Below are 18,759 nucleotides of genomic sequence, written 5' to 3'. Positions count from 1 at the left end.
TTATTTTTTAGCGTTGATTAATTGCTGTTGTAAATCATATAAAATATTCATGGCTTGCATCGGTGATGTGCCAAGGATATTGACCTTCTCTAAGTTTTTCAAAACATCTTCTTCAGCTGAAGATAGTGGCGCTTGTTCTGTAAATAACGACATTTGGACAGGTTGCTCCACTACTTCTTGTGACGTCGGTAGTTTTTTATCTGCTTCAAAATTTTCAAGCAAAATACGTGCTCTTTCTAAAATTTCCTCCGGTAACTGCGCTAGCTGCGCGACATGAATACCGTATGATTTATCGGCCGCTCCTTTTTTTACTTTGTGTAAAAAGACGACTGTGCCATTCTTTTCAGTGGCAGACACATGGACATTTTGTAATCGAGGTAATTCTTTTTCTAGCGCTGTCAATTCATGATAATGTGTGGAGAACAATGTATTGGCCCCAATTTTATCATGAATATATTCCATCATCGATTGCGCAAGGCTCATGCCATCATACGTGGACGTCCCACGACCAATTTCATCAAATAGCATTAAGCTATTTTTTGTAGCATGCATTATGGCATGCTGTGATTCTAGCATTTCCACCATAAATGTTGATTGGCCCGCTGCTAAATCATCTGCAGCACCAATGCGTGTGAAAATCTGATCTGTAATAGGCAATCTCGCCTTTTCCGCAGGTACATAGCAACCCATTTGCGCCATTACAACGATTAGCGCAACTTGGCGCATATACGTACTTTTACCGGACATATTCGGCCCTGTAATCAGCATCATATTGTGATTTTCTTCGAGCACACAATCATTTGGGACATACATTTGTTTATTGAGCATTTTCTCGACAACTGGATGACGGCCTTCTATAATTTCTAGCGCACGACCCGCATGAAATTCGGGTTTTGTAAAACGATATTTTTCCGAGACGCTTGCAAAGCTTAGCAAGACATCTAACTCACTAATACTTGCGGCTAATGCTTGGACACGTGGAATGTAGGCCTTTAATTGCTCTCGAATTTCAACGAATAGGTTGTACTCTAATGCTAAGCTTTCTTCCTCAGCATTTAAAATAAGTGCCTCTTTTTCTTTCAATTCTTGCGTAATGTAACGCTCTGCATTGGCCAGTGTTTGCTTCCGTTCATAGCGCGTTAAATCTGCTAAATGAATATTGGATTTTGTAATTTCGATATAATAACCAAAAACGCGGTTATAGCCGATTTTTAAGTTTTTAATGCCTGTTTTCACACGTTCTGCTTGTTCTAATTGGGCTATCCAGTCCTTGCCATTGCGCGATGCATAGCGCAGTTCATCTAGTCGTTCATTATAGCCATCTCGAATAACATCGCCTTCTTTAATGGTAATTGGCGGATTATCTGTAATCGCACGTGCCAATAAAGCCTCCACGTCCGCACACGTATCGAGTGCTGCGCCTAGCTTTTGCAATGTTTCTTTAGGGGCTCCTGCTAGCTGTTGTTGGATAACTGGTACTTGACGTAACGAGTCACGAAGCTGTGCTAAATCACGCCCGCCTACATTTCCGAAAGCGACACGACCAGCTAAACGTTCTAAATCATATACTTGTTTTAAAGAAGTTTGTAATTCTGATCTAACAAAATATTCTTCTAACAAATCACTAACCATTGCAAGTCTTGCCTCAATAGCTGAACGTGAGGCTAACGGTTGATGGAGCCATTGTTTGAGCTTTCGTCCGCCCATTGCTGTAACGGTGTCATCTAACAGCCATAATAGCGTGCCCTTTTGATCGCCGCCACGAATGGACTGAATAAGCTCTAAGTTACGCTTCGAGCTAGAATCAATACGCAAATAGTTTTTCATTTCATTAAAGGTAAACGCTTGAATATGCGAAAGTGACCGCATTTGTGTTTTATCAATATAATGTAATAAACGACGACAAGCTTCCTGGATTGTTGCTGGTACTGCTTCTAAATAGTTCGCAGCTTTGTCCATCGCCATTTCATCGTCTTCAGTAGAAAGTACAATGCCTACATTTACAGCATGTTCTGCTAATAAAAGCTGTAAGCTCTCCGTTACGATTAGTTCCCGAATCCCATATGCTTGCATTTGCATTAGTAGCGCCTTGCCATCGCCTTCAATAGACGATGCAATGGCTTCACCTGTCGATAGATCCAAATAGGCATAACCAAACGTAGTAGCATCTAACTGTTGTGCAGCGCCTATAAAATGATTCGTTTTCCCATCAAGCGCCTTCCCTTCCATAATGGTACCAGGCGTAATAAGTTGCACTACTTCACGTTTGACTACGCCTTTTGCTTGCTTTGGATCTTCCGTTTGCTCACAAATTGCGACCTTATAGCCTTTTTGCACAAGTGTTTCAATATAATTTTTAGCAGAGTGATGCGGTACGCCACACATCGGAATACGTTCCTTAGCACCGGCATCTCGGCTCGTTAATGTAATTTCTAAAATTTGTGATGCATTAATAGCATCTTCAAAAAACATTTCGTAAAAGTCACCTAATCTAAAAAATAAAAAGGCATCTTGATAATCTTCTTTTACTTGCAAATATTGTTGCATCATTGGTGTGTATGTTGTCATTTAATAAAGTCCCTCGCTCTTGCCATTTAAAGCATTATTGCTTCTTGTTTATTTTAAAATGTGCTTATATCTGCTCCCTAGTAGTTCTAAATAGCATTTGTTCTATAGGTGCTAACACGTTCTTAACGTTTGCTAGCACTTTGTTAGTGAACATTTGGATATTTTCAAAACAAAAATTTCACCCACAACTATTTTTTCCCACATAAGCAGACGTCATCGCTGATCGTTAGTTTTATTATAACAAAAGATACATGCGAAACGCTTATTTCACCTTTGTAAAGATGCTAGCATTTCGCATGTATCAAAAAAATATTAGCTTGTGTTTTATCTTGGGCGCTCATCAGGAAACGATGACGACTCTAAAACAAATCTCCCATCACTGCTCGAGCTAGACGAACTGGAGCTAGAGCTGGAGCTTGAACTTGAACTAGATGAGGAGGAAGATGAGCTTTCATCACTAAAGTTCCATTCCTCTTCGAAATCTAGCGGATGAACACTAATACAAATTGTCATTTCACCCATTACTTCAACGACTGTCTCACGCTCTACTACAATTTCAAATTTCGTGCCACATGGAGAAATTATCGCTTCCATGCAATTTGGTTCTTGTATAACACGCACGCGCACATCATCGCCAACTGTGACTTCACCATCTCTGAAATGAAGCTTTACCTTATCTTTATAGTGAACCGTTTCTGAAAACACTGCTGTTTTCGAATGATTACTATAAGCATACCATACATTGACATCAAACTTTCCTGACACTTCTACAAATTTACCGACTTTCTTTGCTGAACAAGTATGGTTGATTACCCAGCAACCGAGAATACTCGTCGGTTTATTTGTTGGACATAATGTTACACGTTCTTCTGTTCTCTTCTTCCCTTTGGCAACTACTGCTTTCGTCACGATTTGTCGTAAACGTTTCAGCGCAATTCCTCCTTCGACTCTTTTCACTCCATCATATGCAGGTAGCGCCCATTGGGTGAACATATTTCATAGAATCTAATGGACTTACTTTCTACAATTTTACCTTTAACTGCTTTCGTAAAGGCTCTGATCGCGTGCGAATGCCCTCTCGAATTACGCCATAAAAAATAGCCCGAATACTGTTATTCGGGCTGTTTCTTCTATTATTTGTTTATGAGCAGCTTCCTGGCTGTGAATTTTGTACATACGAACCTGTTTCACCACGTAATACATCGCCACCAGTTGAACGTACAATTTCATTTGTCACGTTATTAGCAATTGTGTTGGACACTAATTGTAATAAATCATTGACATCACCTTGTGAATCTTTAAATTGCTGTACAACTGGAATCGCATTAATTTCTTCTTCAATTTTTGCAATTTTATCTTCAATCATTTTTAACGCTTTTTCTTTACCTAGGTGTTGAAAGTTTACTGCTTGCTTTTGTAAGCTTTTTAAACTAGCGATTCGCTCACGAACAAGTTGATTTTCATTAATTTGTGCTTCAGCTTTTTTAAAAAAGTCTACTTCTGGTGTATTCGCAATCATATGCGCAATTTCATGTGATTTTTTAATTAAATCTTCTTTTGTATACAATACTTGAGTCATTTACGCTTCCACCTTTTCATTTTTTACTACTTCCACAAATTCTCCAGTTAATGAATAAGAAGTAGCTTCCGTTATTTTCACTTTCACTAACTGTCCAATCAACTCTGTTGGTGCTTTGAAATTCACGAGACGGTTTTTACGCGTATAGCCGGCAAGCACATCATCGCGACGTTTACTTGTTCCTTCGACTAATACTTCCACGATTTCGCCTTTTAAGCCTACAAGCGCTTTTCTTGAATACTCTTGTACAACGGCATTCAAACGATGTAGACGTTCTTTTTTCACGTCTTCCGGTACATTATCGACCATCTTCGCAGCTGGTGTCCCTTCACGAGGAGAGTAAATATACGTAAAGGCCATTTCAAAGCCTACTTCACGGTATAACGATAATGTCTCTTCAAACTGCTCTTCCGTTTCGTTTGGATAACCGACAATAATATCCGTTGTTAACGTCACGCCTGGGATGGCCGCTTTAATCTTCTCGACTAGGCTAAGGAAATGCTCACGGCTATATTTACGTGCCATAATCTTTAACACATCATTTGAGCCTGATTGAACTGGTAAATGAATATGTTCAACTAAGTTACCGCCTTTTGCTAGCACTTCAATTAAATAATCATCGAAATCACGTGGGTGACTTGTTGTAAAGCGAATACGCGGAATATCAATTTTTCGCAATTCGTCCATTAGATCACCAAGTCGGTAGTCAATGTCCTCGAAGTCTTTTCCGTAAGCGTTGACATTTTGGCCTAACAGCATGATTTCTTTATAGCCCGCCGCTGCTAGTTCACGTACTTCAGCAATGATTTCCTCTGGACGTCGACTACGCTCTTTACCTCGCGTATAGGGCACAATACAATACGTACAGAACTTGTCACAGCCGTACATAATATTCACCCATGCTTTAATGGAACCTAGACGTTTCTTTGGCAAGTTTTCAATAACATCGCCTTCTTTCGACCAAACCTCTACAACCATTTCCTTCGACATGTAGGCTTCTTTTAAAATATTTGGCAAACGGTGAATATTGTGCGTACCAAAGACCATATCAACGTGTGGATACGTTTTTAAAATTTTATTGACGACGGATTCTTCCTGTGACATACAGCCACATACGCCAATCAGCATTTCAGGATTTTTGCGTTTATATTTTAGCAGGAAACCAAGCTCTCCAAATACTTTGTTTTCTGCATTTTCACGAATGGCACATGTATTCAGTAACACGACATCTGCTTCTTCGATAATGTCTGTTGATGTATAGCCTAGCTGCATAAAAATCCCAGCCATTACTTCTGTATCGTGCTCATTCATTTGGCAGCCATATGTACGGATATAAAACGTCCGTCCCTCGCCCATGCCAGCAAATTGTTCTGCAATTTGGAAGTCTTTATGGTATTTCACTTCTTCTTTGCCACGTTTTTTTGCATCTTTTAATGAAGGGGCAGTAAAGACCTTCTCAAAATATTTACTATAATCCTTTTCAGGCTTGTCTTCTTTTTTTGGTTGATTGACTTGTTGACTCGTTAAACGTTGTTCCTCATTCATTGCAGGTCAGGTAACTCCTTTCAAACGAAATCCGTGCATTCGAATTCCCATTTTACTATTATACTGAATGATTACTACTTCCTACAAGGTTTGTGTATTAAATGTCGTGGTTTCGACTTAAATACACTTGCTTATCAAAACTTTTCTGTCGTTTTGTTTATTTTCCCATGGGTGGATAGTGTAAAAGTATGACCAACGAAGTTTACCATTATCTTACTTTTTCGGATGCATATTTTTATCGGAATTTTGTTAAATATAGGGGGGAGAAGGGAGGAGAATCAACGGAGTTCTTTTAAAGTTACAATGAAGGCGAATCGAGTATTGTATGCGCACGTTTGGTTCGTTTTTCAGACGTGCACACACCCTAGATTACTCAAGATAATCCTAGAAAATCGGCATATGTATGCGGTTCATTTTCTTTTAAAATCGTTAAAAATGTAAAAGCAAGCTGGACAACTGACCACCACTTCATATTATAGGCCATTTCAAAACGGATTGGTTCTAAGGTGAAAACGTCCTGAAAGATATGAAGGGGCTCAATTTGTTCATCTTTTAATATGGATAAAAAACCTAAAAACAACGTATGATCTTTCACTTCAATTACTTTCCCATCAACGAGTGCATCAATATTTTCTGGCTGATGAAATTTACAATGAGTCGCAACATACCGTTCTAAGTCTCGGGCACGTTGCTGTTCTTCTCGTTCCTTTTTTTTCGCAATAAAATCAATGATATTATTCACGAACATCGCCTCTTTTTTTCTTTTATTGTATCATTTGTTCCTTTAATTTTACCCGCGGACGCCCCCTACTAATCATTTGATGGATTTCTACTATTAAAAATTTTGTTACGGATACTTAATGAAGCACACACCTGGCGCAAAAATTTCAGAATTGTTTGGGTGCCTGGCACTTAAATAAAAAGACAAAAGGCATCAAGATTGAACTCTTAATGCCTTTTGTCTATACCAGAAGTAGCTTCTGCGACTTTTCATTATCCTAATACTGCTCTTTTTAAACTATAATGTCCACTTCCATATAGTTCTACTACTATATGTGTTGTATATTCAACTGGTGCAAAACGCAAAGCTCTAAATTTACCTACACTTGAAACTTGTGCAACACTAGGATCTAATCTAGTTACATTTGTAGAATGTGTTTTACCATATAAAGCACCATGTAAAGTAGCATCATAAGAAATGTTCCCTATTTTACCTGCTCCCCATAAAAAACTACCTGTTAGAAGATGACTAAAATTAAATCCAGCAGTATTATGTACCTCAGCTCTAAAATTTGCCCTTTGTTGTACTGCAGATAATAAAGATACATTTCTTTGTCCTGCAACGAATCGAGCATTAGGTACTTCGACTTGAAAGGTCAGACTTATAGGATCCTCTTGAAAACTCAAATCACCAAATACAGTTATATCTGTTTCACCTTGATTTAATCTATCATTCACTTGAATCCTTAATTCTTCTAATACCACATTAATTTCTTTTATTTGCACAGGCGTTAATAGCTGCGTTTCTTCATTTTCAACAGCCTGTACATTGAACGATTCAAATGATAGTGGCAAAAAGACAACAACAATAGATAACATGATGCTGAAATAATACTTCTTCACTTTCAATTTCCTCCATTCATATGAAATTATGTTATTATATATTACTAATAGGGAGTGTCAATTTTTTGTGTAAATGACAATATAAGCTCTTCAAAAGGATTGCTAAAAATCAATATTTATCCAATATTTATTTTTATTCCCAAACAATTAACCCTTCCAAAAGAATTCTTTCTAGCGATGGTTGGGGTAATTTTAATTCAATCCAGAAAAGTCATTCCCTTTATTACTATCTAATTCACACAAAACTATTTATACTCTCTAACAGTAACATAAATATTTTCTCATAAAAAAGGAGGATATTTCAAATGTTAATAGAAATTAAAACACTTATTTTTACTCTTTTCATAATGCTAGCCCTAAATTTTATCGCTCAAAAACTCATTGTTAATTCCCGCGAATTTAATAAAAAAAGATTCTTTTTAACTTCCTCAATTCAATCTATTGTCATCTCATTGTTGCTAATTTATGTTTTTTAAAATCAGTTGTTATGCTCGAAGAGTTTATTTAAATTGCATGGAAATTCAATTCCATATCCAGCATTAAAAAAATGACAAAAGCCACAATATTAAAATTGTGGCTTTTAGCGTTCTTATTTACATAAACTCCTGCACAAGTGCATCGAATTGATTTTCGCTCATTTTAATGTCGATATCCGTTAATGGCAACTCAGCATATCCAGGTACTTTTTCTTGATAAGAAGTTGTTTCTTTATCTTGATAAATAATCCCTGTTACTAAGCCTTCATGCTCCATTACTGTGCGCATTGCCATGCCCCGGTCAGTATGATCATAACCTTCAATGTCCGCTAGCTTTGTTAAGTTTTCTTTAAACCAATCGTACGTATTCACTTTGTTGTAAGTAACACATGGTGAAAATACGTTGATGAAAGAAAAGCCTTTATGGTTAATGCCCGCTTCAATTAAAGCTGTTAATTCTTTAATATCCGTAGAGAAGCCTTGTGCCACAAATGTTGCACCACTTGTTAAAGCTACTTCTAAAGGTTTTAAAGATGGCTCAATTGCACCACCTGGCGTTGATTTTGTAATAAATCCAGCCGCCGAGCGTGGAGATGTTTGGCCTTTTGTTAATCCGTAAATTTGGTTATCCATCACAACGTATGTGATATCGATGTTTCGACGGATAGCATGAATTGTATGCCCCATACCAATCGCAAAACCATCTCCGTCACCACCAGAAGCGATGACGTTTAAATCACGATTGGCCATTTTCAATCCTTGAGCAATTGGTAGTGCACGGCCATGAATGCCGTGGAAACCGTAAGAATTAATATAACCCGAAATACGACCTGAACAGCCGATACCAGAAATAACTGCTAGTTCATTTGGTTCAATGCCTACATTTGCTGCTGCACGTTGAATGGCAGCCTGTACAGAGAAGTCGCCACAACCCGGGCACCAGTTTGGTTTCACTGTATTACGAAAATCCTTAAATGTTGCCATTAGCGAGTCAACTCCTTCACTCTATTTTCTAATTCACCTGGTAAGAACGGTGTACCGTTGTATTTTGTAATCATCTCAATTTTGTCATGACCGCCAATATTCATTTTCATGATATTTGCTAATTGACCTGTGTAGTTGTTTTCTACTACGATTACTTTTTTCGCTTTTGCCACAAGAGGTGCCATCTCAGCAGATGGGAATGGGTGAATTAGGCGAATATGCGCGTGGTTCACCTTCAAGCCTTGAGCGTTTAAACGCTCTTGCACTTCTTCAATTGCTCCACGTGTTGAGTTAAAGCCTACTAATAAAACATCCGCTTCTTCATGTGGTGCATTTTTGTAAACTGGTGTATCAAACGTCAACGCTTCAAGTTTACGGAAGCGTTTATCCATTTGTGTACGACGGTTGCCAGTTGCTTCAGATGGCTTCCCTGTTTCATCATGCTCAACACCTGTAACGTGGTGGATACCGTTTAAATGACCTGGTAATACGCGTGGCGAAATACCGTCTTCTGTATCTTCATAACGTTTGAAGTAAGATTTATCAGCTGAAGCTTCAATATCGTCAGTGACCATTTTACCGCGACGAATTTCAATTTTTTTGTAATCGAATGGTTCAACTGTTTGTTTACCTAGTGATAATTGTAAGTCCGTCATTAAAATAACAGGCAATTGTAATTCCTCTGCAATATTAAACGCTTGAATTGTGTCAAAGAACGCTTCTTCCATTGTGGAAGGTGCAATGACCACTTTCGGAATTTCACCATGCGTACCATAAAGCATTGCCATTAAATCTGATTGTTCTTGCTTCGTTGGTAAACCAGTAGATGGGCCGCCACGCTGTGTATCAATGACAACGAGAGGTTGCTCAGTCATACCTGAAAGTCCGATTGCTTCCATCATCAATGACAGACCAGGACCTGCTGACGCTGTAAATGAACGCACACCGCCATAGTTTGCGCCAATTGCCATTGTCGCTGCAGCAATTTCATCTTCTGTTTGAATAACTGCTCCACCGAATTTCGGTAATTTTTTAATAAGATATTCCATAATTTCTGATGCAGGGGTAATCGGGTATGCTGCCATAAAGCGTGTCCCAGCAGCTAGTGCACCAAGTGCAATAGCATCATTGCCGATCATAAACATACGGCGTTTACCATCAGCAGGCGCTAATGCCCACTCACCAATTCGATCGCCTAGTAGTTCATTCATCATTTCATGACCGCGTGCAATAGCTTCCATGTTTTTCTGAACAACTTCTTCACCTTTTTTGCCAAAGATGTCATCCACAACATTTTGGAACACAGCATCTTCTAAGTTTAAAAGTGAAGCGGTAGCTCCGATTGCCACCATGTTTTTCATTAATGTTGTACCAAGCTCTGCCGCTACCTCTGTGAACGGTACTGCAAATAATGGTGCTTTTGAATCTTCAGGCTTTACTGGTTCAAATTTTGCATCAGCTAAAATAATCCCTTTTTCTGTTAATTCTTTATAATTGACGTCGATTGTTTCTTGATCGAACGCCACTAAAATATCTAAATCATCCGCAATAGAACGTACTTCTGTTGGACGAACTGTAATTTTATTATTAGTGTGGCCACCTTTTATACGAGAAGAGAAGTGACGATAACCGTATAGGAAATAACCTAGACGATTCATTGCCATCGAGAAAATCTCACCTGTACTCTCGATCCCTTCACCTTGTTGCCCACCGACTTTCCACGAAAGCTGATGTAACATCTCAACAACTCCTTAAAATCCAATGTATACTATTATTTTTTTCCTTCATAAGTTTAACACGAAGAAACGGTCTACACTATTGTTATTCAATGAATTAGGCGAAATTCAGACCTTTGACTGAAAATATCGTTCAAAAAGTTGTAATTTTCAAATCAATTAAATATAAAAAATGAACGCACTGATTTGCAGTGCATTGTTTAGTATTATTTTATTGGATTTAAGTAATACACATTGTTTGAGAATTGTTTGAGTGCCTGGCACTTTTAAGTGGGCTCTTTCCGCCGACACAACATAAGCCGCAACCATCGCTAACGGGCGATTGATTGCGGCTTACGTTATGTGTATGCCGAGCAGGAGTTATATTTCGTTCCTCCACTAAAAATGTTTTAAAATTCAGAATTGTTTCGGTGCCTGGCACTTAAAATGGCACTTAAAATGCACTTAAAATCGGTGGGGTTGCCCCCACCGATTAAAGTTCTACTTTATTATCGAACACGTTTTTCTACTAGCAACTTTAAGGCTGTACGTTCTTCACCAGCAATTAAAATATCGGCAAACGCCGGAGCGCAAATTAAATCTGTACCACTTGGCGCTACAAATCCGCGTGCAATAGCCACTGCTTTTACGGCTTGGTTAAGTGCACCTGCCCCAACTGCCTGCATTTCTGCTTGCCCTTTTTCTCTGATTACCGCGACTAATGCACCTGCAACTGAATTTGGATTAGAGCGTGACGATACTTTTAATGAATCCACAATTATTCCTCCCCGTTTCGCGAATAGTGTTTACGCTCAACAACTCATGTCCCCCTTTATTTTGGACCTCAAGTTATTGTCGATAGGTCATTTTATGCTCGACAAATTGAAAATAGACTATTTTCATTTTTTATATATTAGAAAGTCATAAAATTCACACTATTTTTCATCATTACAACAACTGTAACCAAAAAAAACTACTGCACAAAACCTTTGCACAGTAGTTTTTCCAATTACCCTTGAAACGGATAATCTTCATTAATATATATTCTTTCACAGTGAAGAGCTTTTCCTGTCTTGTCATCAATATCAACAAAAAAGCCACTTAACACATCACGACCCTTTTTCGGTACTTCAAAACGTGATGGCATATTTGTTTGGAACTTATAAATGACACTTTCCTTTGTCATCCCTAAAATTTCATCATAGGGACCTGTCATGCCAACGTCTGTAATATAAGCAGTCCCATTAGGATAAATACGTGCATCCGCAGTTTGCACATGCGTATGTGTCCCAACAACGGCAGATGCTTTACCATCTAGGTGCCAGCCAAGTGCGATTTTTTCACTTGTCGCTTCTGCATGGAAATCTACAAAGACAAGCGGTGACGTTTTATGCGCTTCTTCAATCAATTCCTCTGCCATTGCAAATGGATCTTCGTGCGGCGGCAAAAATACACGACCGTGTAAATTGATTACCGATAACGTAACGCCCTTTTTCGAAATTTGGACCATACCCTTACCAGGCGCCTCTGGTGAAAAGTTCGCTGGACGAATTAAATACTCGGCATCATCAATAAAATCAAAAATATCTTTGTTATCCCAAGTGTGGTTACCCATCGTAATAACATCTACACCCATTTGTAATAAGTCATTATAAATATTGCGTGTAATGCCACGACCTGCTGCTGCATTTTCACCATTGGCAATAACGACGTCTGCATTGTATTTCTTTTTTAATCGTGGTAAATATTTTTCTACCGCATCTCGACCGATTGAACCGACGATATCTCCAATAAATAGTACTTTCATTTTTCAAAACCACTCTTTCTTTCAATAACACTCATTAGAGTTTACCATTTTATCTTTATCTACAGCAAAAATAAAGGGAAAAATCATATCCGATTTTATTATTAACCGAAAAACACTTCGTTCAACGAAATAGTTAATGACATGATTCTTTATATAGAATATGTCCAACGCTATTCCAAGACAGGCTACAAATCTTTCTAAAAACATTTCGTTCGCAAATGGTCATTGCTAAGTAAGAAAAACATTTAGTGATGGGCAAGAACTTGCTTTAAGTGTAGTAAAATCGTACGCATGGTTTTCGGTTGGAGTATAAAGTTACCAACAAAAATAACGGTTATTGTCCATATAGAAATGCAGACCGCTGCAACAAACCATGCTCCGATTGTTGCTATATGTAGTTCGATGAAAAATAAGAACGGCGAGGCTGCAACAAAAGCCAAAATACCATTAATGACAAGTTTTTTAAGTGTAACAAATATTGAGCCTTTTAATATTACTTTAGAGGTATAAAGCATTAAATCACACGTTCGATATACATACGAACATAGCGTACCGATTAAAATTCCTTCAACACCTATAAATTGAACTAACACAATGGAGACACAAAAGCTAATAGCCGCTTCGATGATGGCGCGAATCTTTGTCTCTTTAAAATGTCCGGCTGAATTGACTAATGTAGTGGCAGGAATTCGCAGCGCATTGGCAATACCACCAATGACAAAAAGTGTCGCTAGCCCTGGTCTTATATAGTTAGCATCGTCAATACCCGCTGTATAGACGGTCATAAATGGCAAAATTAAAATAGCTGTACATGTATAACAGAAGGCAACGACTGCAAAAAACACATATTCAAAATGATGAAAATGCCTTTGTAGTGCCTCTCGCTCTTCTTTTACAAGTATATCCCCAAAGGCTGCTAACATTGCTCCTGAAAAAGCTGAAATAAACAATGTCACACCATTCGATACCATATTGTACACCGTAAATACACTAACCTCTGCAAGACCTAGAAAAATGGAAATTAATATAATCGGTGTGTTAAACACAACTAATGACGCAATTTGGTGGATAAAAGCATCCCACTTTTGACTAATTGCTGGCGTATTTGGTTCGACACTACTATTGAAATACGGATATTTTTTTTGGACATATACTTTTAAAAAAAGGATATCGAGTAATAATAAAATACTAGCACTACCAACAACGATAACAATGGAATAACCAAGCGTAAGTAAAGCATAGGAGAGTATTGTACTAGCAATTAATAAAGCTGTTTGAATACGGAAAATAATATAGCTTTTTTGATTGGCTGTTAGGAGCACTAAATATTTTCCAATTAAAAAATATTCCCATACGCCACTGAGACCGAGCACAAGCACCAAATAAAAGGCTGTAAGTGGGCTGATTTCTTTGCTTACAAGTAATGGATAGCCGATCGCTAAAAGAGCTACTAAAACGACAAATATCATTCCTGACCGTCTGTAAAAATGATGCGTGGCAGACAGAATGCCGTTTACCTGGTCTTTATCATGCATCGCCAAAGGTTTATAGAGCGCTGCGATGGAAGCACTGCCCACTCCTGCTTCTACAATTCTTAAGTAACTTAAAAAATACTTAATGGACGTGACAAGTCCATTCGTAGCGGAGCCGTAAGTTGTCATAAATAAACGCGGCATAATAAAATTAATAATGGCCGTAACAATTTGCAACGTCACATTGGAAAATAAATTTAACATAATTTTTTTTGTTCGCATTATTCACGTCTATTTCGTTTCAAAATTTCATTGCTATGAGTTACAGATTTCATTTGAGGATTTAAACGACGCGCTTGTTTTACAATGCCACGATTGTCAATCGGCACCACCTTACTTAAAAATGGCATTGGCTCACCTCCCTGCCATCCTTCTCTCCTGATTTGTCTGAAGCGTTAACGCAAACATAATGAACATAATATGAAAAGGGAAATAATCCATTACAATTGAATCTAAGACAATGTTGGCAATTAACATAATATAGAGAGGAATTGCGTTGATTGCAAATAGTTGAAAGGTACTTTCTTTACTGGCACCAATATTTTGACGAAGAACTTTTTGGAGGCTGAAGATGTATAGCAGTGCAAGTACTGTTCCTATGAGTCCTAAATAATAAGGCGTGGATAAGTATATTGTATGGGCCATTTTTTCCTTGGAGAAACTCGTTCCAAAACCAGCCCCCATAACGAATATTTTGGTGCTTTGTAAAATTTCCGTAGCAAACATATGCCAACGACTTAATCGTCCGGTCGTAATAGCATCGGTGGACGTCCCTGCTCCAAAAAAACGTATCTTATATATTTCGATTAACTTTTCATAAAAGAAAAATAGAACAACACAACAAATCGCGCTAATAAACGAAGCAAACTTCAATGCTGTTTTTACATTGTTTTTGACAAAAATGATAAACGTTAATAAAATGAATGCGCTACAGGTGATGATAAACATTTTGGAATACGTAAAGACGCCAAAAACTGCTAATATCATGATGAACACAAGCGGTTTAACGTCCTTTTTGCTATCGTAATAAAAAAGGACGAATAAGCAAGTAATGGCGATAAGTATTTGCAAACTAAAATAATTCGGATCTAAATCTAAACCTGTAAACCTTGTATTTAAAGTACTTGTTGTCTTTACTGTATTGACAATTGTCATGGACTGAATAAAGCTGTCAATCTCTTGCACAGAAAAGCTTATCCAACGAACAATGGCAGCAGCTAATAAACCGGTCGCATAGACATACGTATATCTTTTAAAATAGGCGTTTGAATCGATAAACAGCACAGCAAAAAAGATTACACTATAATTTAATACAAAACCTAACACTTCGATTAAATTGCCACGATTAAGCAGCGTTGCCCCAACGGCAAAACACCCAAATAACGCATAAGTGATGACTAACCGTGTTGAAATACGTTTATTTAGCATAAAAAGTGTGATGATGCTTAACACAATATATACAAAACTAAGCACGACAAAAAGCGAATAGCTTGTTAAATCGAACTTGATGACATACACCCATGAAATAAAAAACAGCAAATAATCCACTCGATGTGGTTGTTTATCAAACACCATCGCGGTCATTATAAAGAGCATAAAAACGACAAGAAATAAATTACTACCTGTATACATTTTTAATACGACAAATAAACTAGAAACAATACAAACTAAAAGACTGGTATGACTATTTTTCACTGTCATTCGCGATCAAACTCCAATACTAATTGCTCCTGTGCTTTTTGATTCGTATAACGGTTTTCTAAAATATATTGTTTCATCTTCTGGAGACTTCCTTCATCAGTGATTATACTGGCAATGGCTGCAGAAATATCTTCTATATCTCCATTTACTATCAATCCGTTGAAACCGTCTCGTAGTTGTTCACCTGCAGCTGCAAAATTGGTCGTAATAACAGGCGTTGCTAATATTAAAGCCTCTGCTACTACCATCGGATAACCTTCATATGCTGAAGTTAAAATAAGGGCATCACTTTGTTGAATAAATGGATATGGATTATGACATTCGCCAACAAATTCAACGACATCTGTAACACCTAATTCTAGCGCTAATCTTTTATTATAAAGTAGGTCGGGTCCATCCCCGATAATGCGCCAATGGAATGGCTGGCTAGTCGACTCCTTTAACAATTTACAGATGTGTGGAATGAGGTCGAACCTTTTTGTAGCATTATCCATTCTGCCAACGGATACGAAATCCATCTTTCCTTTATTAAATGGCGTAAACTTTGTTGCCAAATCCTTTATTTCTGCTAGAGGAAAGAAATTGTAGACTACTTGTATTTTATGTTGATATTGAGGGAGAAATAGCAGCAATTTTTGCTTACAGGCTTCAGAAACACAAATTAATCGATCGAAATTTTGATAGGTTTTGACACATATTTTATAATTGAAGTTTGCTCTTAATGGATCGGTATGTATCCATGCAAACTTTTTATCTGCTTGTACATACTGATCTACAAATAAATTGGTTCCTTGATTGAAATAACTATTCGGTGCATCATTAAAATAAGAAATGGCAATATGATATTGTGTATGATGACGATGCCTCTTAAAAAGTAGTGCATAGAAATTGTTTGAGCCTATCAATCGAACGATGACCATACACAATATTCTAAGGATGATATGCCACACGTTTTTGCGCTGTTTCACTAGATAAAATGGTGTGGCAATAAGTTGTAATAATAAGCCCCCACTATGTACATGTACATTTGAGGGAATGTCTTTTATCAGTTCACCTGTACCGAATGTAAACACATCGATTTCATACTGCTTATGAACGCTCATTTCTTTCAGCGTATTGATCAAAGCTTTTTGAATACCACCCATGTGAAAATTTTGCGCAACAAATAATATTTTCATAGCGTGTAAAATCCCCCTAGCAATCCAATATTACGCTAATTGCTGTCTTTACTATAAATTGCTGTATAGGGTAATAATGCGCTTCTCCATTTCCCCCCAGCTATACTGTTCCTCATATAATAACTTCATTTTACGTGCGATTTCAGGCCATTCTTTTTTGCGCTCTATAAGCTTTTCAATCGCTTGTTGTAGACTCTCTTGATTAAAATCAATTAACTCACCTATATTATTTTCTGCCACTACTTCAGACATGCCAGTGTTTTTCACCATTATTAAAGGCTTGCCAAGCATGAGCGCCTCATAAAATTTGTTTGGTGCTGCGTAATAATGATTGGAAACTTCAGGATCGTAAATGGCCGTCATAATATCACAACTTTTTTCTAGTGCAAGCGTTTTTTCATATGGAATTTTCCCATAAAAGACGATGTTGTCATATTGCTGTGCTGTCTGTGCCAATTCGTCGGCAAGGTTACCAAACCCACCAATATGTAATTCATAACGCGGATTATTTTTTACGATATCCACCAGTTCCTTAATGAGCCTTTTATTTGCCAGAATACCGACATAGGCGATCTTTACTTTTTCCTGATTTAAATTTTCATTATCATTTAGATGCACATGTAGCGGGGTATTGTAAATCACTTCTATTTTTTTAGGAGAGGCTTTAGCTATTTGACTTCTGCGCTTTTCTGTACAAATGATAACTGCATCCACACTATTTAAAAGCGCTATATCAATTTTTTCAACTAGTTTGCCAATAATGGCTGGTCCATGAAAGGGGGCAGTCACGGAATCAAACATATCATAAATGACTTTTTTTCGAAGTATTTTCCCACAGATCGTGCCAATAAACGCTGTATCAAAATCACAAGCGTGTATAATATCATACGTATGTTTATGTTGAAGTAGCCATTGGAATAGCTTTAGTTGAAAGCGGATAAGCGGGAAAAAATTCTTTTTAAAACCGCCGCCGAAAGTAGCAGGGATGCCAAATCTTGTGATTTTAATGGCATGAGCTCGCTTCAAAAACTGCACTCTTGCTTTATATTTACTATCTCTGTCCCAAGCTAAAATTTGAACATACCAGTTATTTTTCATAAGGCTGTCCACTTCTTTTTCAACTCTTGGATCTGGAGAAATTGGATTGCTTCGCATAAAAACTACTCTCATCCCACATTGTCCCCCTAAATGTTTAATCCCTACTAGCATACAAGCATTTTTATGGCGCTACCGTTGCTATCTTGCTTCATCATTTTTTCATAGCCCTAAATAACTTCCAACTTCTTTTCGTGAAATGATCTTCTGGTTCATAAACGATCAAAGGTTGATTATTAATAATTCGTGCATTGTTTTCTAAAAAAACATCTACGGCATCCCATAGTTTTTCCTTCTCCAAAAATCGAAGACCTTTCTCAAATAAAAATGGACGTGATTTTACGTTATGCACATCCGACCCATATGTATGAACAAGGTTCGACCGAACTAATTGCAAGGAAAGTTGTTGAATAGACTTGCCAAACTTTCCGGCTAAACTCCCTGCTGTAATTTGGGCAAGTGCCCCCTCCCGTATAAGTTGCTCTAATGTAGCCGGATTTTTCGCAAACGTAGCATTGAGTTCTGGATGTGCAATTATTGGTGTTACACCTGCCGTTAATAAGTTGTAAATGATAGAGCTAGTATAAGTTGGGATAGTACCTGAAGGAAGTTCTAGTAACATATAATTCGATTGTGCTAATGTCTGTAGCTGGCCGTTTTCATAAAGTTCAACTATATTACCTGCCAATCTCACCTCATGCCCTGGATAAAGTGTTAACGGCATATTCCGTCTGTCAATTTCCTGTTGGAATTGAGCAATTTGTTCATTTACTACATGACAAGGGACATGATAGCGAGGGTGCAGTGCATGCGACGTAGAAATAATCGTTGTAATGCCTTCTGCTATAGCTTGTTCAAATAATTGGAATGTCTCCTCCGTTGTTTCAGGACCATCATCAACATTCTCTAAAATATGACTGTGCATATCTATCATTACGATTCACTTCCTTATCAAC

The 18,759-nt window shown here is 37.6% G+C and carries 16 protein-coding genes; all 16 read right to left on the bottom strand.

The genetic code is table 11. The features are described from left to right. A complete protein-coding gene (gene mutS, locus ACKVEV_RS00630) occupies window positions 1–2,568 on the bottom strand; it encodes a DNA mismatch repair protein MutS (RefSeq protein WP_409368443.1) in 2,568 nt (855 codons plus the stop codon). Window positions 2,569–2,892: 324 nt separating this feature from the next. Further along, the gene (cotE, locus tag ACKVEV_RS00625) at window positions 2,893–3,561 is read right to left on the bottom strand and encodes an outer spore coat protein CotE (protein ID WP_402924628.1); all 669 of its coding nucleotides are present in this window, start codon (window positions 3,559–3,561) and stop codon (window positions 2,893–2,895) included. A gap of 148 nt (window positions 3,562–3,709) precedes the next feature. After that, window positions 3,710–4,147, bottom strand: coding sequence for a RicAFT regulatory complex protein RicA family protein (locus tag ACKVEV_RS00620; RefSeq protein WP_409368442.1), 438 nt, complete (start codon window positions 4,145–4,147; stop codon window positions 3,710–3,712). After that, on the bottom strand, window positions 4,148–5,692 hold the full coding sequence (gene miaB, locus ACKVEV_RS00615) for a tRNA (N6-isopentenyl adenosine(37)-C2)-methylthiotransferase MiaB (protein ID WP_409368441.1): 1,545 nt from the start codon (window positions 5,690–5,692) through the stop codon (window positions 4,148–4,150). Between the two features lie 373 nt (window positions 5,693–6,065). Beyond that, complete coding sequence (locus ACKVEV_RS00610; RefSeq protein WP_402924634.1) at window positions 6,066–6,440, bottom strand: 2-oxoglutarate ferredoxin oxidoreductase subunit beta; 375 nt, start codon at window positions 6,438–6,440, stop codon at window positions 6,066–6,068. Window positions 6,441–6,685: 245 nt separating this feature from the next. Then, the gene (locus ACKVEV_RS00605; RefSeq protein ID WP_409368440.1) at window positions 6,686–7,315 is read right to left on the bottom strand and encodes a hypothetical protein; all 630 of its coding nucleotides are present in this window, start codon (window positions 7,313–7,315) and stop codon (window positions 6,686–6,688) included. 593 nt (window positions 7,316–7,908) lie between these two features. Then, entirely contained in the window at window positions 7,909–8,775 is an 867-nt protein-coding gene (locus ACKVEV_RS00600; protein ID WP_409368439.1) for a 2-oxoacid:ferredoxin oxidoreductase subunit beta, read from the bottom strand. Next, the gene (locus ACKVEV_RS00595) at window positions 8,775–10,514 is read right to left on the bottom strand and encodes a 2-oxoacid:acceptor oxidoreductase subunit alpha (RefSeq protein WP_409368438.1); all 1,740 of its coding nucleotides are present in this window, start codon (window positions 10,512–10,514) and stop codon (window positions 8,775–8,777) included. The genes ACKVEV_RS00600 and ACKVEV_RS00595 overlap by 1 nt, the downstream gene beginning before the upstream one ends. 485 nt (window positions 10,515–10,999) lie before the next feature. Continuing rightward, on the bottom strand, window positions 11,000–11,266 hold the full coding sequence (locus ACKVEV_RS00590) for a stage V sporulation protein S (protein WP_010858535.1): 267 nt from the start codon (window positions 11,264–11,266) through the stop codon (window positions 11,000–11,002). A 233-nt stretch (window positions 11,267–11,499) separates the two neighbouring features. After that, a complete protein-coding gene (locus ACKVEV_RS00585; protein WP_409368437.1) occupies window positions 11,500–12,297 on the bottom strand; it encodes a TIGR00282 family metallophosphoesterase in 798 nt (265 codons plus the stop codon). A 245-nt stretch (window positions 12,298–12,542) separates the two neighbouring features. Next, complete coding sequence (locus ACKVEV_RS00580) at window positions 12,543–14,051, bottom strand: lipopolysaccharide biosynthesis protein (RefSeq protein ID WP_409368436.1); 1,509 nt, start codon at window positions 14,049–14,051, stop codon at window positions 12,543–12,545. Continuing rightward, the gene (locus ACKVEV_RS00575; RefSeq protein WP_409368435.1) at window positions 14,051–14,179 is read right to left on the bottom strand and encodes a hypothetical protein; all 129 of its coding nucleotides are present in this window, start codon (window positions 14,177–14,179) and stop codon (window positions 14,051–14,053) included. Before ACKVEV_RS00575 ends, ACKVEV_RS00580 begins: the two co-directional genes overlap by 1 nt. A gap of 4 nt (window positions 14,180–14,183) precedes the next feature. Beyond that, window positions 14,184–15,530: a hypothetical protein gene (locus ACKVEV_RS00570; RefSeq protein ID WP_409368434.1), complete on the bottom strand. Its 1,347-nt coding sequence runs from the start codon at window positions 15,528–15,530 to the stop codon at window positions 14,184–14,186. Continuing rightward, the gene (locus tag ACKVEV_RS00565) at window positions 15,527–16,708 is read right to left on the bottom strand and encodes a glycosyltransferase (RefSeq protein WP_409368433.1); all 1,182 of its coding nucleotides are present in this window, start codon (window positions 16,706–16,708) and stop codon (window positions 15,527–15,529) included. The genes ACKVEV_RS00570 and ACKVEV_RS00565 overlap by 4 nt, the downstream gene beginning before the upstream one ends. Window positions 16,709–16,759: 51 nt before the next feature. Next, window positions 16,760–17,878, bottom strand: a complete 1,119-nt coding sequence (locus tag ACKVEV_RS00560; RefSeq protein ID WP_409368432.1) for a glycosyltransferase family 4 protein — start codon at window positions 17,876–17,878, stop codon at window positions 16,760–16,762. Window positions 17,879–17,957: 79 nt separating this feature from the next. Further along, window positions 17,958–18,737, bottom strand: coding sequence for a tyrosine-protein phosphatase (locus ACKVEV_RS00555; protein WP_409368431.1), 780 nt, complete (start codon window positions 18,735–18,737; stop codon window positions 17,958–17,960). Between the last annotated feature and the right edge of the window lie 22 nt (window positions 18,738–18,759).

The sequence above is a fragment of the Lysinibacillus sp. 38-6 genome, from assembly GCF_046245175.1.
Classification (GTDB): domain Bacteria; phylum Bacillota; class Bacilli; order Bacillales_A; family Planococcaceae; genus Lysinibacillus.
The sequence above is the reverse complement of the archived record's forward strand: the minus strand, read 5'-3'. Positions and strand labels throughout refer to the sequence as shown.